General features: G+C 69.2%; 4 protein-coding genes (1 of these 4 only partly in view). 1 reads left to right on the top strand and 3 read right to left on the bottom strand.

What is annotated here, in order from left to right; translation table 11 throughout:
* Positions 1-3: 3 nt before the first annotated feature.
* Both NI1_RS08000 and NI1_RS07995 read right to left on the bottom strand, forming a co-directional pair.
* Complete coding sequence (locus tag NI1_RS08000; protein ID WP_169815552.1) at positions 4-624, bottom strand: DUF1345 domain-containing protein; 621 nt, start codon at positions 622-624, stop codon at positions 4-6.
* A 5-nt stretch (positions 625-629) separates the two neighbouring features.
* Positions 630-1,103 carry a MarR family winged helix-turn-helix transcriptional regulator gene (locus NI1_RS07995; RefSeq protein ID WP_245663127.1) on the bottom strand — a complete coding sequence of 158 codons (474 nt, stop codon included), beginning with the start codon at positions 1,101-1,103 and terminating at the stop codon, positions 630-632.
* A gap of 110 nt (positions 1,104-1,213) precedes the next feature.
* Here NI1_RS07995 and NI1_RS07990 point away from each other — a divergent pair, with 110 nt between their 5' ends.
* Entirely contained in the window at positions 1,214-2,371 is a 1,158-nt protein-coding gene (locus tag NI1_RS07990; RefSeq protein WP_067816269.1) for a GDSL-type esterase/lipase family protein, read from the top strand.
* A gap of 218 nt (positions 2,372-2,589) precedes the next feature.
* Here the strand turns inward: NI1_RS07990 and NI1_RS07985 are convergent, their stop codons facing one another.
* Positions 2,590-26,645: the 3' portion of a non-ribosomal peptide synthetase gene (locus NI1_RS07985; RefSeq protein WP_067816266.1), read on the bottom strand. It continues 20,530 nt past the right edge of the window; only the last 24,056 of its 44,586 coding nucleotides appear in the window; the start codon falls outside the window, past its right edge; the stop codon is at positions 2,590-2,592.

Genomic DNA, 26,645 nt, shown 5'->3' with positions numbered 1-26,645 from the left:
CCGCTAGCCCCGCCCACCGGTCACCACCCCGACCGCGACACCGATCACCGCGGCGTTGTAGAAGAACCCGATCACCGCGTGCACGAGTACCTGGGTGCGAATGCTGCGGTGGCGGGTCTCCACGTCGGAGACGGCGAAGGAGACGCCGATGGTGAAGGCGAAGTAGGCGAAGTCCAGGAGATTCGGCCGCTCGGATCCCGGGAACGAGAGCGCGCGGTCCGGGAGCAGCGAGTAGTAGGTGCGGGCATATTGCTCAGCGAAGCCGAGGTGGAGCAGGAACCAGGCCAGCAGTGCCGCAACGGCGGCAATGATTTTCGTGGTCCCGCCGAACCGCTCGTCGTCGGCGGAGACTATCGATACGACCGCTACGAGGCCGATGGCACTGACCAAACCGATGGCGAGCGATGCCATCCAGCTGCCCGGGATCTCGTCGACCCATTCTTCGGGGTCGTCCTCGCGCCTGTTTCGCAGCAGGCGTATCACCCAGATGCCGACATACAGCCCGGCCAGCACATTCCAGAACAGGAGCCAGTCGTTCGGGTCGTGGGCCCACAGCACGGCCAGGGCCACGAGCACGAGGCCGATCTCCATCACCCGGCTGACTACGACCCGCAGCATCGACATGATCCCTACTTTGTCACCTGCGCGGCCTCGGGGTGGGTAGCGTCGCGGACGATGCGGAGGCCGGCCAGCAGGTCTTCCAGCTGCTCGGGCGTGAGCAGGCTGGTGAACCATTTGTCGACGCCTTCGAGGTAGGCGGGCAGGATGCGCGCTACCCGGGTGGCGCCGGCGGCGGTGAGGACGGCGTAGGAGCTGCGGCGGTCGGTGGGGTCGGGTTCGCGGCGGACGAAACCGTTGCGCTCCAGGCGATCCACGAGGCGGGTGACGCCGCTGGTGGAGAGGTTGGTCTGGTTCGCCAGGTCGGTCATGCGGAGTTTGCGGCCCGGCGAGCGGGTCAGCCGGATCAGCGCGTTGAGGTCGAGGGCGGAGAGCCCGTTGCCCTTCCAGGTGGATTCGATTCTCGCCAGGATGCCGTCGTGCGCCTCGTACAGCAGGCCGATGGCGGTCAGGCGGGGGTCGTCGAAGAGCTGTTTGGTATCCACTTGACCAGCGTAAACCATGAACTTTCCGTGCGGATAGTTGACACGCGGAACATTTCTTGTAGATTGTTGCCAGCGCAATATTCCGCATAGCAACAACATGGAGGGTGACGATGAGCGGCACGCAGCAGGAGTGGGTGGCCGGGTTCCGTGCGCCGCTGGTGAATCCGGCGGACCGGATCCAGCTGGCCGAGCCGCGGGGGTTCGATGGGGAGACCTTGCGGCAGGTGGCGCATCTGGCCGGCGGCGGTGCGGCGGTGCGGGTGCGCTTGACCAACCGGTACTCGGCGCACGAGCTCGTCATCGGTTCGGCGCGGATCGCGGTGCGCGACAGCGGAAATGCCATTCGGCCGGAAACGGCTCGCGAGCTGCGCTTCGACGGGGAGGCGGAGCTGCGGATCCCGGCGCACGGCGACGCGGTCAGCGATCCGATCGAACTGCCCGTCGAGGCGGGTACGGATCTGGTTGTGAGCCTGTACTTCCCGCAGCGGACCGGCCACACCGCCTTCGCGCACATGCCGGTGGAGACCAGCTGGATCACCGATGGCGACCGGACCGGCGATATCGCCCTGCCCGACGCCGCCGAGCATCTGTCACGCTTCGTGCTGACCGGCGTCGACGTCCTCGCCGAGGCCGGTACCCCGGTACTGGTCGCGTTCGGTGATTCCTGGTTCGAGGGGGTGGGTTCCACGCAGGGCGAGAACCGGCGCTCGGTGGACCGGTTGAACGCGCGACTCCCCTTGGGCTGGGCGGTGAATCAGGGCACCGGCGGGAACCGGCTGCTCACCGATCAGATCGGCGAGCACGGCCTGGCCCGTTTCGAGCGCGATGTACTGGCGGTGCCGGGCGTGGCGGCGGTGTGGATCAATTTCGGCATCAACGATCTGATCCTGGACGAATCCACCACGCCCGCGGCAGCACTCATCGCGGGCTTCACCGAGCTGGCCCGGTTGGCGCACGAGGCCGGATTGCCGGTGTACGCCAACACCATCGGCCCGTTCGGCGGCGCGTACTACCCGGGCCTCAATGTGGCCGAGGGCATTCCGGTGCGCCGGGTGGTGAACGAGTGGTTGCGGAATACCGATGTCTTCGACGCCGTCTTCGACCCCGCCGCCGCGGTGGAGGATCCCGAACGCCCGGACTTCATCCGCCCCGAATTCGATTTCGACGGAATGCATCTCAACGACGCCGGCCACGACGCCATCGCCGCCTCGGTGGATCTCACCGCCCTCACCCTGACCCCACGCCCCGGTCTCGCCGCAACCCGTTGACCGAAAGATAAGGCGGGCAGACCCGGGTGGCTCGGTCCCGGCATCTGCCCGCCTCCCCAGCCTGGTCGGACACTGCCCGAAAAGCCGCAGTAGTCCACTACCCGATTCCCCACACGCCGGCACGATTCGTCCGAGTAGCCGCGAATCTTCTTCCCGCAGGCCCGAATACGCTCATGCCGGGTTACGGCAGCAACCCGGATACATCGATTTCGAGCCGATCAGTCGCCAGCTACCACCTGAATCTCGTCCCCGGCCTGGTCAACCGGGTCGGAGGGGGTAGCGAACCAGTGGGTTACCTCGCCCTCGTCGAGATCGGTTGCCAGGTCTCCGCTCGGGAGCACCGACAGTGCGCCCGCCGTCGCGGAGACCAGGAACTCGTCCACCGCCGGGCGGCCGATGGCCGCCGTGGTGAAGGTGGTGGATTCATAATCGATCTCGTGCTCGGTACGCAGGGCGGTGGCACGGTCGAGGGCTTCGGCTTGGGTGAGCGTGGCCCAGGAGCCGTCGGCGGCCTGGTAGACGAAGGCCGGGTCGGCCTCGGTGAGCGGGCGCACGCGGTCGGCGTAGGAGACCGGATGCGACGGACGCGCCGACAGGTCGGCCTGGACCTGCGGATCGTTCGGCACCAGCCAGCGCAGCGTGCCGGCGGCCGGTTCCTCGGCGATACCGAAACCGGCTCCGGCGGCGAGGATTTCACCGAAGGACATGCCCTCGGCGAACAACGCTGCCGCACCGGCCTTCTGGATGGCCCAGACCGCGACGACCGAATCCACCGAGTGCGGCAGGGCGACGGCGACGACATCACCGGGGCCCGCACCGCGATCGATGAGCAGGCGCGCGAGCTGCGAGCTGCGGCGGTCGAGGACGTGGTAGGCCACCTCCGCGCCGTCGGCCAGCAGCGCCGGAGCCTGCGGATCCTCTTCGACCACCTCGGCGAGCACGTTCGCGACCGTCCGGTTGCCGACCCGCGCCGATTCGGAATCGGCAACGGTGACAGTGCTTTCGGCCAGGATCCGGGCCCGCTCGTTCTCGTCGAGGATGTCGATGTCCCCGACCAGGCCCTTGGGATCGCCGAGCAGCGTGTCGAGCACCCGGTTCAGGCGCGCGGCGAGGATCTCGACCTCGTCGGCGGTGAACCGGCTGTCCAGGTACCGCATGGCGATCTCGATGGTCGCCCCCGCCATCACGGTCAGGCTCATCGGGTAGTGGGTGTTGTCGTTGATGCCGACGCCGTTGACGGACATGCCGTCGATGGAGCTGGCCGCGGCGATGGCGTCCTTGTCGACCGGGTACGACTCGAACACCACCAGGGTGTCGAATTCGGCTCCCGGACCGGCCAGGCGCTGGATCTCGCTGAACCCGATGTGGTGATGCTCGAGCAGATCGGCCTGATCGTGCTGGACGCGTTCGAGCAGCCCGCCGATGGTGAGGCGATCATCGACCCGGATGCGCACCGGCACCGTGTTGATGAACAGACCCACCATGGACTCCACGCCCGCCAGGTCACCCGGCCGGCCGGAGACGGTCGCGCCGAACACCACATCGCTGCGCCCGGTGAGGCGGCCGATGAGCACCGCCCACGCGGTCTGCACCAGCGTGTTCAGCGTGACGCCCAGTTCCTGCGCCCGCTTGGTGAGCTGACGCGTGCGCTCGGCATCGATATCCAGTGTGTAGCGGCCGATTTCGTACTGCTCGTCCTTGCGCGGCGCGGGCGCGAGCGTGGTCGGCTCGCTGACCCCGGCCAGCGCGCGCCGCCACGCCTCGAGGGATTCCTCGCGGTTCCGCCCGGCCAGCCAGGCCAGGTAGTTCCGGTAGGAGGCCACCCGCGGCAGTGCGGAGGTGTCGCCGCGCACCGCGTACAGCACCAGCAGGTCACGCATGAGCAGCGGCATGGACCAGCCGTCCACCAGGATGTGGTGGGTGGTGATCACCAGGTGCCACTGTTCCTCGGCCACCCGGAACACGATGAACCGCATCAGCGGCGCGGCGGTCAGATCGAAGTGATCCGCCCGGTCGGCCTCGATGAGTTCCCGCATGCGCGGATTGCGTTCGGGCTCGGGCAGATCGGTCAGATCCACCACCCGGAACGGCGCTTCGACATTGTCGAGCACCACCTGGTGCGCCTGCCCGTCCGCGTCGGTGACGAAGGCGGTCCGCAGGCTCGGGTACCGGTCCAGGATGGCCTGCGCGGCATTGCGCAGCCGCTCGGTGTCGACCGTGCCGGCCAGATCCAGCAGCGCCTGAATGGTGTAGACGTCCACCGTGTTCTGGGTCAGCATGGCGTGGAACAGCAGACCGCCCTGGAGCGGCGAGAGCGGCCACACGTCGGCCAGGTTCGGGTAGGCCCGTTCCCAGACCTCGATATCGGACTGGGTCACCTTGACCAGGTTCATATCCGACGGCGTGAAGCCACCGGCCTCGGGCCGCTGGGCATGGGTGGCCAGCGCGGTCAGCGCCGCCACGAACAGGTCCGCGAACTCCTGCACCCGCTCGCGCTCGAGCAGCCCGGTCGGGTAGGCGAAGGACGCACCCAGCTGCGGGCCGTGCTCACCGTCGGTGACGATGGCATTGATATCGAGGGTGGCGTTGGCGGGCATGTCGGTGTCCATCTCGCCGTCGAGCCGGCCCAGATCGTCCACCGGCACCCAGCCCACATCGGCCATGCCCTCGGGCACCGACCCCGCGGACGCGCGACCGAGGTAGTTGAAGCTGATCTGGCCGACATCGCGCAGCTGTGCGCCGGTCTCCGGGTTGAGGTGGCGCAGCATGCCCCAGCCCAGACCCTTGTCGGGCAGCGCGAGGAGCTGTTCCTTCACCGATTTCACGATGTCGCCCAAGGCTTTTCCGCCCGCGAAGGCATCGCCCAGGTCCGCGCCGTTCAGGTCCAGGCGGACCGGGAAGGCGGCGGTGAACCAGCCGACGGTGCGGGAGAGATCCGCGCCCGGCACGATCTCCTCTTCGCGGCCGTGACCCTCGAGCTTGATCAGCGCCGAACCGCCCGTGGTCTCGCCGCGCCAGCGCGCGACGGCCATGGCCAGCGCCGACATCAGGCCGTCGTTGACGCCGCCCCGGTACAGGCCCGGCAGCGAGGTCAGCACGGCATCGGTGACTTCGGCCGGAACCGAGACCTCGACGCGTTCGACGGTGGCGAAGGTGTCGATCTTCGGATCGAAGGCCCGCGCACCCAGCAACGGATCCGGAGTCTCCGTAACCCGCTGCCAGAACGGCAGTTCCGCGACCCGTTCGGCCGAGGTCGACTGCTCGACCAGGGCGTGCGCCCAGCGCCGCATGGAGGTGCCGGTCTCGGGCAGCTTGATCGGCTGCTCGAACGCCAGCTGCGACCAGGCCAGACCGAGGTCCGGGATCAGGATGCGCCAGGAGACGCCGTCCACCACCATGTGGTGCGCGACGATCAGCAGCACATCGCGGCGAGCGACGGAGCCGTCCTCGGTCGCGCCGAACGCGAACCAGATGAACTGCACCATGGCCGCATTCGCCGGATCGAGGCGACCCAGAGCCGCATCGAATTCGACGCTGGCGGCCTTGGTCAGGCCCTCGTCGGAGATGTCGCCGGGCAGTTCGACCCGATGCACGAGCGCGTCGACGTCGACCGCGCCCTTGGGCAGCGCTTCGAATTCGAAACCGTCCGTGGCGTTGCCGCGCAGACGCGACCGCAGCACGTCGTGATGGTCGTACAGCGCGGAGATGGCTCCGACCAGGGTGGCCCGATCGATGCCGTCCGGCAGCCGCAGCGGCATGGACTGCGAGAACCGCTCGTAGGAAGACCCACTCGACAGGATCGCGTGCATGATCGGCGTCAGCGGAATGTCGCCGACCCCGCCGCCGGGCAGCTCGGCCAAGCGCTCCTGCGTGGAATCGCCTGCGAGCGTGGCGACTTCGGCCAGTCCGGCCACGGTGCGCTGTTCGAACACGTCACGCGGTGAGAACACCACGCCCCGCGCCTTGGCCCGCGAGACCAGCTGGATCGACAGGATCGAGTCGCCGCCGAGGGCGAAGAACGAGTCGTCCGCGCCGACCTGCTCCAGGCCGAGGACGTCGGCGAACACCTCGGCGAGGGTGGCCTCCATCTCGGTGACCGGAGCGCGGAAATCGCGTGCGGTGAACACCGGTTCGGGCAGCGCCCGGCGGTCCAGCTTGCCGACCGGGGTCAGCGGGATGGCGTCGAGGACCGTGATGGCCGTCGGCACCATGTACTCCGGCAGACGCCCGGCGATGTGCTCGGTCAGGGCCGCGATGTCGATGGAGCGTCCCGCGACCGGCAGCACGTAGGCCGCCAGGATGGTGGCCCCGGCTTCGGTCTTGTGGCCGACGGTGACCGCGAAGTCCACGGTCTCGTGCGAGGCCAGGGCCGCGTCGATCTCACCGAGTTCGATACGGAAGCCGCGCACCTTGACCTGGAAGTCGTTGCGGCCCACGTACTCCACCTCGCCGGTGGGGGTCCAGCGGACCACGTCACCGGTGCGGTACATGCGCTCGCCGGCGACGTACGGGTTGGCGACGAACCGCTCGGCCGACAGGCCGGGCCGGTCGTGGTAGCCCCGTGAGAGCTGGATACCCGACAGGTACAGCTCACCCGCGACACCGACCGGCACCGGACGCAACCGGCTGTCGAGGATCAGCGATCGCATACCTCGGATCGGGCCACCGATGGTGACCAGATCACCCGGCACCAGCGCATCGCTGATGTTGGTCATGATGGTGGTCTCGGTCGGACCATAGCCGTTGTGGAACGCACGAATCGTGCGGTCCGCCAACGGAACAGCCCACTTCTCCACCAGATCGGCCGGCACGGCTTCACCACCGGCGACCAGCACCCGCAGGCTGTCGAGGCCCTTGGGATCCAGGGTCGCCAGCGCCGCCGGGGTGATGAACGCGTGCGTGGCCTGCTCGCGCTTGATCAGCTCGGCGAGCTCCTCACCGCCGTAGATGCCCGGCGGGACGATGACCAGGGTGCCGCCCGCGCCGATGGCCAGGAGGTACTCCAGCACCGACGCGTCGAACGACGGCGACGCGAAGTGCAGTGCGCGCGAACCGGAGTCGAGGTGGTAGCGCACGATCTGCTCGGTGCTGAAGTTGGCCAGACCGGAGTGCGTGACCACGACGCCCTTGGGCATGCCCGTGGTGCCGGAGGTGTAGATCACGTAGGCCACGTGATCCGGCCGCACCACACCCCAGCGTTCCGCGTCGGTGACGAGTTCGGCCGAGTGCGAGGCGATTTCGGCCTGCACGATGGGATCGTCCAGGGAGATCCAGCCCGCCAGGCTCTTGACCGGCGGCAGCCCTTCGACCTCGGCGTCGACGGTCAGACCCAGCACCGCGCCGGAGTCGTTGACCATGTGCGCGATGCGGTCCGCCGGGTAGGACGGATCGACCGGCACGAACGCCGCGCCCGACTTGGCGACGGCCCAGATGGCCAGCACCGATTCGAACGAGCGCCGGATGGCCACCGCCACCCGGGTTTCCGGTCCGGCGCCGCGCTCGATGAGCACCCGCGCCAGGCGCGAGGAGGCGGCATCGAGTTCGGCGTACCCGAGGGCCTGGCCGTCGAAGACGACCGCCTCGCCGACCGGGTTGTTGGCGACGGCATCGGCCAGCAGATCGGGCAGTACGCGCGGCTCGATGGCCGGACCGCCGGTGCGGGCGATCAGGTCGGTGCGCTCGGCGGTCTCCAGGATCTCCAGGTCACCGACGGCCTTGCGCGGCGCGGCCACGATCTGGCCCAGCAGTCGCAGGAACCGCTGCGCGAATCCTTCGACGGTGGACTGATCGAACAGGTCACGCGCGAAACCGAATTCGGCGTACATGCCCGCATCGGAGTCGGCTCCGGTTTCGGTCAGGGTCAGCATGAGATCGAACTTGGCGATCTCGTTCTCGAACTCGACCGCCGCGACCCGCAGCCCGGGCAGCTCGAAGGAGCTGTCCGGCAGGTTCTCGAAGGACAGCGCCACCTGGAACAGCGGATGCCGCGCGGTGGAGCGCTCCGGGTTGAGCAGCTCGACCAGGCGCTCGAACGGAATGTCCGCGTGCGCGAACGCCTTCAGGTCGCTGTCCTTGGCGCGCGCCAGCAGCTCGGTGAAGCCGTCCTGCCCGTTCACCTCGGTGCGCAGCACCAGGGTGTTGACGAACATGCCGATCAAGTTGTCGACCTCGGCCTCGCCACGTCCCGCGATGGGCGCGCCGATGGCGATATCGGTGGTGCCGGACAGGCGCGCCAGGAACACGGCCAGTGCGGTGTGCACGACCATGAACATGGTGGCGTTGTTGGCCCGCGCGATGCGCTGCAAACCGCCGTGCAGTTCCTTGTCGATCGGGAACAGCACCCGGCCGCCGCGGAAGGACTGCGCCAGCGGGCGCGGCCGATCCGAGGGCAGGTTCAGCTCGTCGGGCAGGTCGGCCAGTGCGCCGCGCCAGAATTCGGCCTGAGCCGAGATCAGGCTGGTGGCGTCGTCCTCGTCACCGAGCACCTCGCGCTGCCAGATGCTGAAGTCGGCGTACTGCACCGGCAGCGGCGTCCAGCCCGGTTCGGTGCCGGCGGCACGCGAGGCGTAGGCGATCATCACGTCGCGGGTGAGCGGGCCCATGGACCAGCCGTCCGCGGTGATGTGGTGGGTGACGAAGACCAGCACGTGCTCCGGCTGGTCGGTGTCCTCGACCCGGAACAGCTTGGCGTGCAACGGCACTTCGGTGGTGACGTCGAAGCCGGTGGTGATCAGTTCCGCGACCCGGTCGCGCACCGACTCGGCGGGGACGGCGATCGGAGTCAGATCCGGAACGGCCTGCGCCACCGGCACGATGACCTGTGCGGCGGTGCCATCGATCTGCGGGTAGACGGTGCGCAGCGTCTCGTGGCGGCCGATCACGTCGGCGACGGCCCGCTGCAACGCGTCCACGTCGAGCGCACCGGTGAGGCGCACCGCGACGGGCACGTTGTAGGCGGCCGAGGCCGTATCGAACTGGTTCAGGAACCACATGCGCGATTGCGCCAGGGACAGCGGCACCCGTTCCGGACGCGGTCCGGCGGTGAGCGCCTTGCGATCTCCCGCACCGGCGTGCTGCTCCACCTTGGCGGCGAGTCCGGCGACGCTGGACGCCTCGAACAGCGCGCGCACCGGCACCCGGGCATCCAGGGCCGCGCCGATCCGGGCGGCGACCTGGGTGGCCAGCAGCGAGTTGCCGCCGAGCGAGAAGAAGTCGTCGTCCGCACCGACCCGTTCGACACCGAGCACGTCCGCGAACACGCCGGCCACGATCTCTTCGATCGGGGTGGCGGGCGCGCGGAAGGCGGCGGCCTCGAACTCGGGCTCCGGCAGGGCCTTGCGGTCCAGCTTGCCGTTGACGTTCAGCGGCAGTGCGTCCAGAACCACGAAGGCCGACGGCACCATGTAGGACGGCAGCGCGTCGCTCAGCGCCGACTTCACCTGTGCCACATCGATATCCGTGCCGACCAGGTAGGCGACCAGGCGGTCGCCGGTGCGCTGATCCGACTTGGCCAGTACCGCGGTCTGCGCGATCTGCGGCAGCGCCAGCAGCGCGGCCTCGATCTCACCGAGTTCGATACGGAAGCCGCGGATCTTCACCTGGAAGTCGATACGACCCCGGTACTCCAGCTCCCCGTTGCCGTTCCAGGCCACCAGGTCACCGGTGCGGTACATGCGTTCGGAGTCGCCGAACGGGTTGGCCACGAAGCGATCCGCCGTGAGGTCGGCGCGCCCGAAGTACCCGCGCGCCAGCTGATCACCGGCGAGGTACAGCTCACCCGGCACGCCCGGGGCGACCGGCCGCAGCCGTTCGTCGAGCACGTACACCCGGCTGTTCCACTGCGGCAGGCCGATGGCGACCGAACCCTGATCGGCGTCGGTGACCAGGTGCGTGGTGATGGACACCGCGGCCTCGGTCGGGCCGTACAGGTTGAACAGGTGCGCACCCGGGTTGGCGGCGCGGAAGCGCTGCGCCACCGCGGCGGGCAGCGCCTCACCGATGGCCAGCACCCGGCGCAGCGAATGCGACCGCACCCCACCGTCGTTCGCGGCGGCGACCAGCAGCGCGTCCAGCATGGACGGCACCAGGTGCAGCGTGGTGACCCGCTCGCGCTCGATGAGCTCGTTCAGGTACACCGGATCGCGATGGCCGTCGGCCGCGGCGATCACCAGCCGGCCGCCGGACACCGCCGCCGACCAGAACTCCCACACCGAGAGGTCGAAGGTGGCCGCGGTCTTCAGCAGCACCGCGTCGTCGACGCTGAGCCCGAATTCGGCGGTCTTCCAGCGCAACTGGTTGACGATGGCCGCGTGCGGCACCGCGACGCCCTTCGGGCGGCCGGTGGAGCCGGAGGTGAAGATGACGTAGGCGGTGTTCGAAGCCCGCAGCGGCGCAAGGCGTTCGGAGTCGGCGACCGAGTAGGTCGAGACCAGGCTCAGGTCCAGCTCGTCGATCCGCACCACCGGCGCGACCTCGGTCGCGAAGCCGGCTTCGGCATTGGTGAGCACGCAGACCGGCGCGGCGGTCTCCAGGATGTAGCCGGTGCGATCGGCCGGCTGATCCGGATCGATCGGCACGTACGCACCGCCCGCGACGGACACCGCGTACATGGCCACGACCAGATCCACCGAACGGCGGAAGGCCAGCGCCACCCGCTGGTCCGGGCCGACGCCTATCGAAATCAGGTGCCGCGCCAGGCGATTCACCCGATCGCCGAGTTCACCGTAGGACAGCACCGCGCCGTCGGGTCCGATCAGCGCGACCGCGGTCGGGATATCGGTGACCATGGCGTCGAGCAGCGCCGGCAGGGTCGCGGCCCCGCCGAGCTGGTGCGCCGTGGTATTGCGCGCCAGCACCAGTTCGGCTCGCTCGGCCGGGGCCAGGATCTCGTAATCGCCGACGGCCGTGGCGGGTTCGGCCACGATCTCGCCGAGCAGGCGCACGAAGCGATCCACGAAGCCCTGCACGGTCGGCCCGTCGAACAGGTCGGTGGCGTAGGTGAAGATGCCGGTGATGCCCACCGGTTCACCCGCGGCGTCGTACCGGTCGGTGGCGATCAGGTGCAGGTCGAACTGCGAGATCCCGGAGTCGACATCGAGCCCGGCCACGGTCAGGCCCGGCAGCTCCAGGCTGGACTGAGCCAGGTTCTGGAACGACAGGCCGACCTGGAACAGCGGATGGCGCGCGGTGGAACGCATCGGGTTGAGCACCTCGACCAGGCGCTCGAACGGCACGTCGGCATTGGCGAACGCCTGGATGTCGGTCTCACGCTGGCGAGCGAGCAGTTCGGTGAAGGACGCGCCCGACCGCACCCGGGTCCGGAAGACCAGGGTGTTGACGAACATGCCGATCATGTCGTCCAGCACGGCTTCGCCACGACCCGCCATGGGCGTACCGATGGCGATGTCGTCGGTGCCGGACAGCCGCGCGAGCAGCACCGCGAGGGCGGTGTGCACGACCATGAACAGCGTCGCGCCCTCGGCACGCGCCAAATCGACCAGCGCCTTGTGGATCTCGCCGTCGATGCGCACCTCGACCTTGCCGCCGGCGAAGGTCTGCACGGCCGGACGCGGGCGATCCGAGGGCAGGTCCAGCTGATCCGGCAGGTCGGCCAGGGCCTGCTGCCAGTAGGCGACCTGTTTGGCGGCGAGCGATTCGGCATCGTTCTCGTCGCCCAGCAGTTCGCGCTGCCAGATGGAGTAGTCGGCGTACTGCACCGGCAGCGGCGCCCAGCCCGGCTGCTGCCCGAGGGACCGGGCGGCGTAGGCGGTCATGACGTCGCGGGTCAGCGGTGCCACGGAGGAACCGTCACCGGAGATGTGGTGGATGACCAGGGCCAGCACGTATTCCGCGGGCGCGGTCTCACCGGTCACGATCGGGAACTGACCGGTGGGCGCGATATCGGCGGCGTCGAAGGTGTAGGCCGCCGCCAGGGCGGCCGCCTTGGATTGCGGGGTGACCTCCGGAGCCGGGGGTTCGATGCGGAACAGCGCCACCTTCAACGGCACCTCGGCGGTGACGTCGAACGGGGTGGAGACCAGCTCCACCACGGCCGCGGTGACATCGTCGGCGCCCACGGTGCGGACCTCGAGCTGCGGCACGGCCTGGGCCGGCGGCAGCACGACCTGCACCGCGCCGTCCTCGGTCTGCGGGTAGATGGTGCGCAGGATCTCGTGGCGGGCAACCACATCCGCGATGGCGGCGCGCAGCGCCTCCACATCCAGCAGGCCGGTCAGGCGCACCGCGACGGGCACGTTGTAGGCCGCGGACTGCGAATCGAAGCGGTTGAGGAACCACATGCGCTGCTGAGCCAGCGACAGCGGGATGTTCTCCGGTCGCGGCCCGGCCACCAGCGCCTTACGGCCACCGGTGCCGGCATCCTGCTCCACGCGAGATGCCAAGGCCGCCACGGTGGAAGCCTCGAACATCAGGCGCACCGGCACCCGGGTGTTGAGCGCCTCGCCGAGGCGCGCGGCCACCTGGGTGGCGAGCAGCGAGTTGCCGCCCCACTGGAAGAAGTCGTCGTCCAGGCCGATGCGTCCGGCTTCGACGCGCAGCACGTCGGCGAAGACGCCCGCCACGATCTGCTCGATCGGGGTGACCGGCGCCCGGAACACGGCGGTCTCGAAGGTGGGCTCCGGCAGCGCCTTCCGGTCCAGCTTGCCGTTGGCGTTCAGCGGCAGTGCGGGCAGCGGCACGAAGACCGACGGCACCATGTACGACGGCAGTTCGGCGGCCAGCGCCGACTGCAACTGCTGCTTGTCGGGGTCGCCGTCCTGGCCGACCACGTAGGCGACCAGGCGATCGCCCAGCACCGGATCGGTGTGCGCGACCACGGCGGCCGAGGCGATGGCGGGCAGGCGCAGCAGCGCCGATTCGATATCGCCCAGCTCGATGCGGAAGCCGCGGATCTTGACCTGGAAGTCGGTGCGGCCCCGGTACTCCAGCTCCCCATTGGCCTGCCAGGCCACCAGGTCACCGGTGCGGTACATCCGGGAACCGTTGTCGCCGAACGGGTTCGCGACGAACCGATCCGAGGTCAGATCGGCGCGACCGAAGTAGCCGCGCGCCAGCTGCGCACCGGCCAGGTACAGCTCACCGGAGACGCCCACCGGCACCGGCCGCAGACGCGAATCCAGCACGTACACCTGGGAATTCCATTCGGGCGAGCCGATGGACACCGTCTGGGCGTCGGCCTCGGTGACCCGGTGGTTGGTGATGGACACCGCGGCCTCGGTCGGGCCGTACAGGTTGAACAGCTCGGTGCGCGGATGCTCCCGCACCATGCGCTGCGCCAGCGGCGCGGGCAGCGCCTCACCGATGGCCAGGACCCGCCACAGCGAATCCGGCAGGCCGTCGGTGAGCAGGGCGTCGAGCATGGACGGCACCACGTGCAGGGTGGTCACCCATTCCCGCGCCATCAGCTCGTTCAGGTACGCCGGATCCTTGTGCCCGTCGGGCGCGGCGATGACCAGGCGGCCACCGCAGGCCGCGCCGGACCAGAACTCCCACACCGAGAGGTCGAAGGTGGCGGCGGTCTTGAGCAGCACCGCATCGGCCGGGTCGAGGCCGAATTCGGTGACCTTCCAGAGCAACTGGTTGACCACGGCGGCGTGCGGCAGCGCCACACCCTTCGGGCGACCGGTGGAACCGGAGGTGAAGATGACGTACGCGGTGTTCGCGGGCGTCAGCTTCCGGATGCGGTCGGCATCGGTGACCGGCTTGTCCGAGTGCCCGGACAGGTCCAGTTCGTCGATGCGCAGCACGGTCGCCAGCTCGGTGTCGAAACCGGTTGCGGCCGTGGTCAGTACGGCGGCCGGGGCGGCCGTCTCCAGGATGTAGCCGACACGCTCGGCGGGCTGATCCGGGTCGATCGGCACATAGGCCGCACCGGACTTGGCCACCGCGTACATGGCGACGATCAGGTCCACCGACCGGCGAATAGCCAGGGCGACCCGGTCTTCCGCGCCGATGCCGCGGGCGATGAGCTCGCGGGCCAGCTGGTTCACGCGGGCGTCGAGCTCCCGGTAGGTCAGCTGTTCGGCCTCTTCGCCGTTATCGGCGACCAGGGCGACGGCCTTCGGGTCGGCGGCCACGGAAGCGTCGAGCAGCGAAACCAGCGTGGCGGCAGCGGCATCCGGGAATACCGCGTCCAGCTGCTGCGCGGTGTTGTTCCACCGCTTCAGGATGCGCTCGTTCTCGTCCTCGTCCAGGAGGTCGATCTCGCCCACGGTGATGGACCCGTCGGCGATGATCGCGTCCAGCACCCGCACGAACCGGTCCGCGAACGACCGCACGGTCGATTCGTCGAACAGGTCGGTGGCGTAACCGAATTCGGTGAGGATCTCGGCCGGGGTGCCGTCCTCGGCGTACCGGTCGTAGAGCGTCACGTGCAGGTCGGTCTTGGCCAGCTGCGATTCGAACTGCACCGCGCTGACGTGCAGCCCCGGCAGTTCGAACGCGGTCTCGGCCAGGTTCTGGAAGGACAGGCCGACCTGGAACAGCGGGTTGCGCGCGGTCGAGCGGACCGGGTTGAGCACATCCACCAGGCGCTCGAACGGCACGTCGGCATTGGCGAAGGCTTCCAGGTCGCGTTCGCGGACCTCGGCGAGCAGACCGGCGAAGGTCGCGCCCGCGTCCACCTGGGTGCGGAACACCAGGGTGTTGACGAACATGCCGATCAGGTCGTCGAGCTCGCGTTCGCCACGACCGGCGATCGGGGTGCCGACCGCGATGTCGTCGGTGCCGGACAGGCGCGCCAGCAGCACCGCCAGGGCCGCGTGCACGACCATGAACAGCGAGGCGTTGTTGGCGCGCGCCACCTCGTGCAGCTTGGCGTGGCGCTCGGGATCGATATCGAAGCGCAGCGCCTTGCCGTGGAACGACTGCGCGGGCGGGCGCGGCCGGTCGGTGGGCAGCTCCAGCTGATCCGGGAGCCCGTTCAGGGCGCGGGACCAGTAGGCGACCTGCTGTGCGCTCAGCGACTCCGGATCGTCCTCGGAGCCGAGCACCTCGCGCTGCCACAGCGCGTAGTCCGCGTACTGCACCGGCAGCGGAGCCCATTGCGGCGCTTCACCATTGGCGCGCGCCACGTAGGCGGCCATGATGTCGCGGGCCATCGGGCCCATGGAGGAGCCGTCGGCGGAGACGTGGTGGACGGTGAAGGCCAGTACGTGCTCTTCGGTTTCGGCGTCGCCGATACGGAACATCTTGACCGCCAGCGGAACCTCTTCGATGACATCGAAGGTGGTCATGGCGAATTCGATGACCTTGCCGAGCAGTTCGGCCTCGGTGACGGTCTCCGGGACCAGCGTCAGGTCGGTCTGCGAGGCGGGCAGGATGACCTGGTGCGGGCCGTCGGCCGAGCGCGGGTAAACCGTGCGCAGCACTTCGTGGCGGGCGATCACATCGGCGATGGCCTGCTTCATGGCCTTCAGGTCCAGCGCACCGGTGAGGCGCACGGCCAGGGGGATGTTGTCGACGGCCGAAGTGCTGGTGTCGAACTGGTTGAGGAACCAGTAGCGCTGCTGCGCCGGGGAGAGCGGCAGCTGTGCCGGGCGCTCACCGGCGACCAGGCGCGGGCGGCGGCCGGAACCGGCATTGCGTTCCACGCGGGCGGCCAGGGCCGACACGCTGGAGGCTTCGAACAGATCGCGCACCGCCAGCTGGGTGTCCAGGGCCGCGCCGAGGCGGGCGGTGACCTGGGTGGCGATCAGCGAGTTGCCGCCGAGTTCGAAGAAGTCGTCGTCCGCGCCGACGCGGCCGACGCCGAGCACGTCGGAGAAGATGCCCGCCACGATCTCTTCGATCGGGGTGGAGGCGGCGCGGAACACCTTGGCCTCGAAGACCGGAGCGGGCAGCTGCTTGCGATCCAGCTTGCCGGAGGCATTGAGCGGGAAGGCGTCCAGGACCACGTAGGCGGCCGGGACCATGTAGCCGGGCAGGTCGCCCGCGAGGGCGGTGCGCACGGCATCGGTGTCGACGGTGTGGCCGGCGGCCGGGATGACGTAGGCCACCAGCTGATCGCCGAGGCGGTCGTCGGAGCGGACCACGACGACGGACTGCGCGATGGAGTCCTGTGCGGTGAGCGCGGCCTCGATCTCGCCGAGCTCGATGCGCAGACCGCGCAGCTTGACCTGGAAGTCGGTGCGGCCCAAGTACTCCAGCTCGCCCGCGCCGGTCCACTTCACGAGGTCACCGGTGCGGTACATGCGCTCACCGTCGTGGAACGGGTCGGCGATGAACCGGTCGGCGGTCAGCTCCGGACGCGCGACGTAGCCGCGCGCCAGCTGGATGCCGGACAGGTACAGCTCGCCCGCCACACCCGGCGCGACCGGGTGCAGACGCGAATCCAGCACGTAGACACGGGTATTGAAGACCGGCGCGCCGATCGGCACCGACAGCGTGTCGGTGTCCTCCACCTCGTGGTAGGTGACGTCGACGGCGGCTTCGGTGGGGCCGTACAGGTTGTGCAGGCGCGCACCGGTCAGCTCACGCAGCTTGTGCGCGGTCGGGGCGGGCAGGGCTTCACCGGAGGCGAAGACCTGGTGCAACGTGGTGACTTCGGCGGCCTTCTCCTCGGCCACGAAGACCGAGAGCATGGACGGCACGAAGTGCGCGGTGGTGACGCCTTCCCGCACGATCAGCTCGGCCAAGTAGGCCGGATCGCGATGGCCGTCGGGCTTGGCGATGACCAGCTTCGCGCCGATCTGCAAGGGCCAGAAGAACTCCCACACCGACACGTCGAAGGTGGCGGGCGTCTTCTGCAACACCACGTCGTCGTTGTACAGGCCGTATTCGGTCTGCATCCACACCAGGCGGTTGACGATCGCGGTGTGGGTGACGGCCACGCCCTTCGGACGGCCGGTGGAACCGGACGTGAAGATGACGTAGGCGGTGTTGTCGCCGCGCAGCGGGGCATTGCGCTCGGCATCGGTGATCGGGTCGCCGGCGTATTCGAGCAGATCCAGATCGTCGATGCGCAGCGTCTTGCCGCCCGGCTCGAAACCGTCACGCGCCGTGGTGAGTACGACCACCGGGCGCGCGGTCTCGAGCACGTAGGTGTTGCGCTCCATCGGGTGATCCGGGTCGAGGGGCACGTAAGCGCCACCGGCCACGATGACGGCGTACATGCCGACCACCAGGTCGAGCGAGCGCCGCATGCCCAGCGCCACATACGAATCCGGGCCGACACCCTCGGCGATGAGGTGGCGGGCCAGCTTGTTCACGCGGACCGCGAACTCGCCGTAGGACAGACCCGTCCCCTCGAAGGCCAGCGCGGGCGCGTTCGGCGTCAGCTTGGCCTGGGTCTCGAACATGGACGCGAGGGTGACCTCCGCGCCGGTCTTCTTGCCCGCCCGCACGACGCGCAGCACGTCGTATTCGGTGGCGTTCCAGGTCTTGAGGACCTGTCGGCGCTCGGCCTCGTTCAGCATCTCGACATCGCCGACCAGCGCGGCCGGTGCGGCGACGACGGCCGACAGGAACCGCACCAGACGCTCGGAGAACCCGGCGATGGTCGCGGCATCGAACATGTCGGTGGCGAAGGCGAATTCGGCCGACATGCCGTCGGCGACGCCGTCCGCGCCGATCCGCTCGGTCAGGTTCAGGTGCAGATCGAACTTGGCCGTGACGACATCCAGGGGTACGCCCGCGACCTCCAGCCCGTCGAGCGCGAAGACCGCCTCGCCGGTGTTCTGGAACGACAGCATGACCTGGAACAGCGGATGCCGGGCTTGCGAGCGCACCGGGTTCAGGATCTCGACGAGCCGCTCGAACGGCAGGTCGGCGTGCCCGAAGGCGGCCAGGTCGGCGTTCTTGGTGCGGGCGAGCAGCTCGGTGAAGCTCTCCCCCGCCGCGACCGGCGTACGCAGCACCAGCGTATTGACGAACATGCCGATGGCGTCGTCGAGCGCCGCCTCGCCACGACCCGCGACCGCGGTGCCGATGGCGATGTCGTCGCTGTTGCTCAGGCGCGCCAGCAGCGCCGCGAAGGCCGCGTGCACCACCATGAACAGCGACGCGCCGTGCTCACGAGCCAGCGCGTTCATCCCGCGCAGCAGCTCGGCGTCGATCGAGAACTCGTGCACGCCACCGCGGTTGGACGCGACGGCGGGCCGCGGCCGATCCGAGGGCAGATCGATCTGGTCCGGCAGCCCCGCGAGGCTCTCCGACCAGTAGGCGACCTGCTGCGAGATCAGCGACTCGGCGTCTTCCTCCGAGCCCAGGGTCTCGCGCTGCCACAGCGCGAAGTCGGCGTACTGCACCGGCAGCGGAGCCCACTGCGGCGCGACACCGTTCGATCGCGCCGCGTACGCGACCATGATGTCGCGCGCCAGCGGCCGCACCGACCAGCCGTCACCGGAGATGTGGTGCACCACGAAAACCAGCACGTGCGTGGGCGTTCCGGCATCGGTCACCCGGAACACGCCCGCGCGCACCGGAACCGCGGCCGTCACATCGAACCCGGTCAGCACCAGCTCCGCGATCCGCTCGCGCAGTTCGGCTTCGGACACCGCGATCGGCACGAGTCCGTGGCCACGCTGCTGGTTCGGGACGCTCACCGCACCCTGGGCAGCGTCGCCCGCGTCGGCCGCAGTGGCGGCTTCGCCCACCGCACCGAAAGCGCCACCGTTCGCCGCAGTGCGGTCGAAGGCGAGGTTGACCTGGTCGGCACGCAGGATCACCTGCACGCCACGGCCTTCCGCGTTCTCCGGGTAGATGGTGCGCAGCACCTCGTGGCGTTCGATCACATCGTCGATCGCGCTGAGCAGGGCGTCGGTGTCGAGTTCTCCGGTGAGGCGAACCGCCATCGGGATGTTGTTGACAGCAGAGGCGGTGTCGAAACGGTTGAGGAACCACATGCGCTGCTGAGCCAGCGACAGCGGAATCTCGTCCGGGCGCTCCCCCGCCACCAGGGCGGGACGACTGCCGGTACCGGTCTCGGAGGCCACACGGGCGGCCAGCGCCGCGACGGTCGGGGCCTCAAACAGCACGCGCACCGGGATGCGGGTGTCGAGCGCCGCACCGAGGCGGGCCACGACCTGCGTCGCGATGAGCGAGTTACCACCCAGATCGAAGAAGTCGTCGTCCAGGCCGATCGCCTGATCGGTGCCGAGCACCTCGGCGAACACCGAGGCGACGATCGCTTCGGACGGCGTTGCGGGAGCCCGGAATTCGCGCGCCTCGAACTCCGGTTCGGGCAGCGCGCGCCGATCCAGCTTGCCGTTCGCATTGAGCGGCATGACGTCGAGGACCACGAGCGCGGCCGGGACCATGTAGGACGGCAGTCGCGCGGCCAGGTGTGCCCGCAGCTCGTCTGTGTCCACCGCAGCGCCGGCCGTGGGTACCACGTAGCCGACGAGGCGATCGCCGGTGCGCGGATCGGAGTTCATGACCACGACCGCTTGCGCGACCGAATCGAACGCGGTCAGCGCGGATTCGATCTCACCGAGCTCGATACGCAGACCACGCAGCTTCACCTGGAAGTCGGTGCGGCCCAGGTACACGATGTCGCCGTCGGCATTACGACGCACGAGGTCACCGGTGCGGTACATGCGCTGGCCATTGCCGAGCGGGTTGGCGACGAAGCGGTCGGCGGTCAGATCAGCGCGGCCGACATAGCCACGCGCCAGCTGATCACCGGCAAGGTACAGCTCACCCGCGACACCCGGGGCCACCGGGTGCAGACGCGAATCCAGCACGTACGCCTGCGCATTCCACACCGGACGGCCGATCGGCACCGCACCCTGCACATCCTGCGCGACCGGCGCGTAAGTGGCATGCACGGTGAACTCGGTCGGACCGTACAGGTTGTGCAGCGCGGCATCGCTGACCCGGCGGAAGGCATGCACCACATCGGAAGTGAAAGCTTCACCCGCGACGAGCACGGTCCGCAGCGAAGTCAGCTGCGCGGCATCCACACTGCCCGCGAACACGCTGAGCATCGACGGCACGAACGAGGTGAGCGTGACACCCTCGGCCTCGATCACATCCGCCAGGTACTGCGGATCACGATGACCGTCCGGCGTGGCAATGACCATGCGGCCACCGGTCGCGATGGGGCCGAACAGCTCCCACACCGACACGTCGAAGGTCTGCGGGGTCTTGAACAACACCACATCATCGGTGTCGAGACCGTACTCGTTGGTGATCCACGCGATCTGGTTCACGGCCGCGGCATGCGAGACCGCCACACCCTTCGGGCGGCCGGTCGAACCGGAAGTGAAGATCACGTACGCGGCGTTCGAAGCGCGCAGCGGCGCAATCCGATCCGCATCGGTCAGCGGCGCACCGGAGTAATCCGACAGCTCCAGCTCATCGACTCGCAGCACCGTGCTCGACACCGCACCCGCGGCTCCGGCGGCCGCCGCACCCGTCATTCCGGCGTGCTTTTGGCCGGAATCCACACCGTCCACGTCGTTCCGAGCGGAGTCGGCCAGCGCGAAACCGTCACGCGCCGTGGTCAGTACGACCACCGGCTGGGCGGTCTCGACCACATACGCGATGCGGTCGGCGGGCTGGTCGAGGTCCAGCGGCACGTACGCGCCACCGGCGGCCAGGACCGCGTACATGGCGACGACCAGGTCGGTGGAGCGGCGAATGCCGAGCGCCACCAGGGTGTCAGGGCCGACGCCCGCTTCGACGAGCTTGCGCGCCAGGCGGTGCACCTGGGCGGCGAACTCGCCGTAGGACAGAGTTGTCCCCTCGAAGGTGAGAGCCGGCTCGTCGGCGGATTGCGCGGCTTGCGCCTCGAACACCGTGACCAGCGTGTTCTCGAACTTGTCCGACTTGCGCACCTTGCCGCCGGTGAGCGCGACGAGCGCCGCGCGCATATCGATGGCGGTGTTGTTCCAGTGCGTCACGACCTGCTTGCGCTCGGCGGCATCGAGGAGGTCGATGTCGCCGACGGCCAGATCGGGCTGCGCCGTAATGCCTTCGAGGAGGCGGGCGAAGCGGCGGCCGAAGGCCGTCATGGTCGAGGCGTCGAACAGGTCGGTGGCGTAGATGAGTTCGGCGGTGATGCCGGCCGGGGTCGCACCGTGGCCGTTGCCCGCCGCGTCGGTGGCCGAGGTCTGCTCGGTCAGCACCAGTTGCAGGTCGAACTTGGCGGTGTCGATCGGCATGTCCACGCCGCTGACGGTCAGGCCGGGCAGCTCCAGTTCGGAGACGCCCTGGTTCTGGAACGACAGCATGACCTGGAAGAGCGGGTGGCGAGCCTGCGAGCGGGCCGGGTTGAGGATCTCCACCAGGCGTTCGAACGGCAGGTCGGCGTGCCCGAAGGCGGCGATGTCGGTGGCGCGCACCGCATCCAGGAGTTCGGTGAAGCTCGCGCCGCTCTCGACCGGGGTCCGCAGCACCAGGGTGTTGACGAACATGCCGATCAGGTCGTCGAGCGCGCGCTCGCCACGACCGGCGACCGGGGTGCCGATCGCGATATCCGATTCCCCGGCCAGACGCGACAGCAGGGTCGCGAGCGCCGCGTGCGCCACCATGAACATGGTCGCGCCCCGGGTGCGGGCCAATTCGGCCAGCTTGCCGTGGGTTTCGGCGTCGATGGTGAAGACGTGGGTGGCGCCGCGACCCGATGCCACGGCCGGACGCGGCCGGTCGGCGGGCAGATCCAGCTGATCGGGCAGCCCGCGCAGGGTGTCACCCCAGTACGAGATCTGCTGTGCGATCACCGATTCGGCGTCGGTCTCGTCGCCGAGGACGTCGCGCTGCCACAGGGCGAAGTCGGCGTACTGGACTTCCAGTGCCTGCCAGCCCGGTTCGCCGCCTTCGACGCGAGCGCCGTAGGCGGTCATGACATCCCGGGTGAGCGGGCCCATGGAGAAACCGTCGGCGGAGATGTGGTGCACCACCAGGGCCAGGACGTGCTCGGTGGGGCTGACCTCGAACAGTCGGGCCCGGAACGGCACCTCGGCGGTGACGTCGAACCCGGTCAGCACCAGTTCCGAAATCGCCTGCGGCAGTTCGGCTTCGGTGACCTCGATCGGGGTCAGGTCGGGGATGACCTGCCCGGTCGGGACGATCTCCTGATAGGCGGTGCCGTCGACCTCGGGGTACCGGGTGCGCAGCGATTCGTGGCGGGCCAGCACGTCGGCGACGGCGATTTGCAGGGCCTGGCGATCGACCAGACCCGACAGGCGCACGGCCGCCGGAATGTTGTCCACGGCCGATTCGGGATCGAACCGGTTGAGGAACCACATGCGCTGCTGCGCCAGGGACAGCGGCAGGCGCTCGGGGCGTTCCTGCGCGGTCAGCGCCTTACGAGCACCCGCACCCGTATGGGTTTCGGCACGCGCGGCCAGGGCCGCGACGCTGGACGCTTCGAAGATCTCGCGCACACCCAGCTGGGTGTCGAGCGCGGCCGACAGGCGAGCCGCGACCCGGGTCGCGCTGAGCGAGTTACCGCCGAGGGCGAAGAAGTCGTCGTCCAGGCCGACCCGCTCCAGGCCGAGGATCTCACCGAACACCCCGGCCACAATCTGCTCGACCGGGGTGACGGGGGCGCGGAAGACCGCGGCCTCGAACACCGGCGCGGGCAGCGCCTTGCGGTCCAGCTTGCCGGAGGCGTTGAGCGGGAACTCGTCCAGGACCATGAAGACCGACGGCACCATGTAGGACGGCAGCCCGTCGCCCAGTTCGAGGCGGACCGCTTCGACGTTCACGCTCTGCCCGGCGGCCGGGATGACGTAGGCGACCAGCTGGTCACCGGTGTGCACGTCGCCGCGCACCACGACCACCGCCTGCGCGATGGAATCCAGTGCGGTCAAAGCGGATTCGATCTCGCCGAGCTCGATGCGCAGACCGCGCAGCTTGACCTGGAAGTCGGTGCGGCCGATGTAGTCGAGTTCGCCGCCGGCGGTCCATACCACGAGGTCACCGGTGCGGTACATGCGCTCGGATTCGCCGAACGGGTTGGCCACGAAGCGATCGGAGGTGAGGTCGGGGCGCGCCACGTACCCGGTGGCGAGCTGATCGCCCGCCAGGTACAGCTCACCCGCGACACCCACCGGAACGGGGCGCAGGCGCGAATCCAGCACGTACACCTGGGTGTTGAACACCGGGCGGCCGATCGGCACGGAGTCGATGTCGGCATCCACGACCTGGTGGTAGGTGACGTCGACGGCGGCTTCGGTCGGACCGTAGAGGTTGTGCAGCTCGGCACCGGTCAGCGTGCGCAGCTTGTGCGCGGGCTTGGGCGAGAGCGCCTCACCGGAGGCGAACACCATGCGCAGGCTGGTGCATTGCGCCGCGGCCTCTTCCGCCACGAACACCGCGAGCATGGAGGGCACGAAGTGGGTGACCGTCACGCCTTCGGCGGCGATGAGCTCCGCGAGATACGCCGGGTCGCGGTGGCCTTCCGGCTTGGCGACGACCAGCTTCGCGCCGATCTGCAAGGGCCAGAAGAACTCCCACACCGACACGTCGAAGGTGGCGGGCGTCTTCTGCAAGACCACATCGTCGGCGGTCAGCCCGTATTCGGTCTGCATCCACACCAGGCGGTTGACGATGGCCGAGTGCGGCACCGCCACACCCTTCGGGCGGCCGGTCGAACCGGAGGTGAAGATGACGTAGGCGTTGTTCGACTCGCGCAGCGGCGCACGGCGTTCCGAATCCGTCAGCGGAGCCGCCGAGTAGCTGGAGAGGTCGAGCAGGTCGATGCGCACCTGCGCGGTGTCGATCTTCAGATCGTCACCGGAGGTCAGCACGGTCACCGGATCAGCGGTGGCCAGGATGTATTCGATGCGCTCGGCCGGGTGATCCGGATCCAGCGGTACGTACGCGCCACCGGCCACGGTCACGGCGTACATGCCCACGACCAGGTCGATCGAGCGCCGCATACCCAGCGCCACGAACGATTCCGCGCCGACGCCGCGTTCGATGAGCCAGCGCGACAGGCGATGCACCCGGTCGGCGAACTCGGCATAGGTCAGACTTGTCCCCTCGAAGCCGAGGGCGATGGCGTCGGGCGTGCGGGCGACCTGCGCCTCGAACAGCGCGACCAGGGTGTCGGCGTCGTCGCCGGTGCCGGTGAGCACACGGGTCTGCGCGCCGGTGGAGTCCACGACGCCGTCGGTCGAATCCACCAGTACGGCATCCACATCGAAGCCGGTGTCGTTCCAGCGGGTGACGACCAGTTCGCGTTCGGCGGCATCGAGCAGCTCGATATCGCCCACGGCCGCATCGGGTTCGGTGGTGAGTGCGTGCAGCACGCGGATCAGGCGATCGGCGATGCGTTCCACGGTCTGCTGGTCGAACAGGTCGCGCAGGTATCCGGCGCGAATGCGCAGGCGGCTGTCGAGCTGGGCGATGAGCGTCAGCGGGTAGTGGGTGGCGTCGGCGGCGTCCAGGCCGGTGACGGCCATACCGTCGATATCGGCGGCCTGCGCCTGAATGCCTTCCGCGTCAACGGGATACGACTCGAACACCACGAGGGTGTCGAAGAGCCCGCCGATGCCGGCCGCCGACTGGATGTCGGCCAGGCCGATGTAATGGTGATCGAGGAGGTCGGCCTGCTCGCCCTGGGTACGGGTGAGCAGGGTGCGCACCGGTTCGGCCGGATCGAAGGCGACCCGCACCGGCACGGTGTTGATGAACAGACCCACCATCGATTCCACGCCGGCCAGCTGCGCCGGGCGGCCGGAGACGGTGGTGCCGAACAGCACGTCGTCGCGACCGGTGAGCCGCCCGAGCAGCACACCCCAGGCGACCTGGAGCACGGTGTTCGGGGTGACGCCGAGGTCGGCGGCGAGCGCGGTGAGGCGCGCGGTGGCGGTCTCGTCCAGTTCGAAGAAGTGCTCGCCGGAGAGCGCCGTGATCTCGCGGCTGGAGTCCGGACGGGTCAGCAGGGTCGGCTCGGAGACGCCGCGCAGCGACTGCTTCCAGGCCTCGAGCGAGGCGCTGCGGTCCTGCGCCGCAACCCATTCCAGGAAGTGGCGGTAGGAGCGGACCGGCGGCAGCACGCTGGTGTCGGAGTGCGTGGCGTACAGCACCAGCAGGTCCTGCATGAGCAGCGGCATGGACCAGCCATCCAGCAGGATGTGATGGTTGGCCACGGCCAGCTGCCAGCGGTGCTGTTCGACGCGCACCAGCGTGTAGCGGATGAGCGGCGGCTCGGTCAGGTCGAAGCGCTGCATACGGTCGGCATCGATGAGCTCGGCGGCCGCGGCCTCCGGGTCGGCGCTGCCGGTCACATCGTGTTCGGCCCAGGCCACGTGCACGCCGTCGATGACCAGCTGCACCGGCACGCCCGAGGCATCGGAAACGTAGGCGGTGCGCAGGATTTCGTGACGCTCGAGCAGGGCTTGGGCGGCCGCGCGCAGGCGGTCGCCGTCCACTCGTCCGGTGAGGGTGAGCACCGCCTGCGCGGTGTACACGTCCACCGAGGTGGCGGCCAGCTGGGCGTGGAAGAGCAGACCGGCTTGCAGCGCCGACAGCGGCCACACCTGGGTGAGCCCGCCGAAGCGCTCTTCCCAGCCGTCGATATCGCGCTGGGTGATGCGAACCAGGCCGAAGTCGGACGGGGTGTGCCCGCCCGCCTGCGCCGATTCCGCATGGTGCGCAACGGCTTCCAGCGCGCCGGTCCACACGGCGGCGAATTCGGCGACCTCGGCCGCGCCGAGCAGCGTGCTCGGGTAGCCGATGTTCGCGGTCAGCCTGTCGCCGGTCACGATCGCATTGATGTCGATCGGGGCCATCGCGGGCATATCGCCGTCGTAGGCACCGGCGAGGTCGCCCAGTTCGGGGGCCGGGATCCAGCCGAAGCCGCGCAGGGCGTCCGGCACATCGCCTTCGTTGACGCGGCCGAGGTAGTTGAAGCTGACCTGGCCGGGCTGCTGCTTGGGCAGCTGGTCGGCGGTGGTGGCGTTCATGTACCGGAGCAGGCCGTAGCCGATGCCCTTGTCCGGCACCGAGAGCAGCTGTTCCTTGACCGCCTTGATGGCGCGGCCCATGGCCTCGCCGCCGGCGAGCGCGGCATCGACATCGATACCGGCGAGATCGAACCGCACCGGGAAGATGGCGGTGAACCAGCCGACCGTGCGCGACAGGTCCGCGCCGGGCACGACCTCTTCCTCGCGGCCGTGGCCTTCGAGGCGGACGAGCACGCTGTCGTTCGCGGATGCGCCGATTCCCTTGTCGGAACGCCACTTCGCGACGGCGAGGGCCAGCGCGGTGAGCAGGCCGTCGTTGACGCCGCCGTGGAACAGCGCGGGCACGGTGGTGAGCAGTGACTTGGTGACCTCGGCGGACACCTCGACGCGATGCT

It is taken from the genome of Nocardia inohanensis NBRC 100128 (assembly GCF_001612945.1).
Classification (GTDB): Bacteria; Actinomycetota; Actinomycetes; order Mycobacteriales; family Mycobacteriaceae; genus Nocardia; species Nocardia inohanensis.
This window is presented reverse-complemented; position numbering and strand designations above follow the sequence as displayed.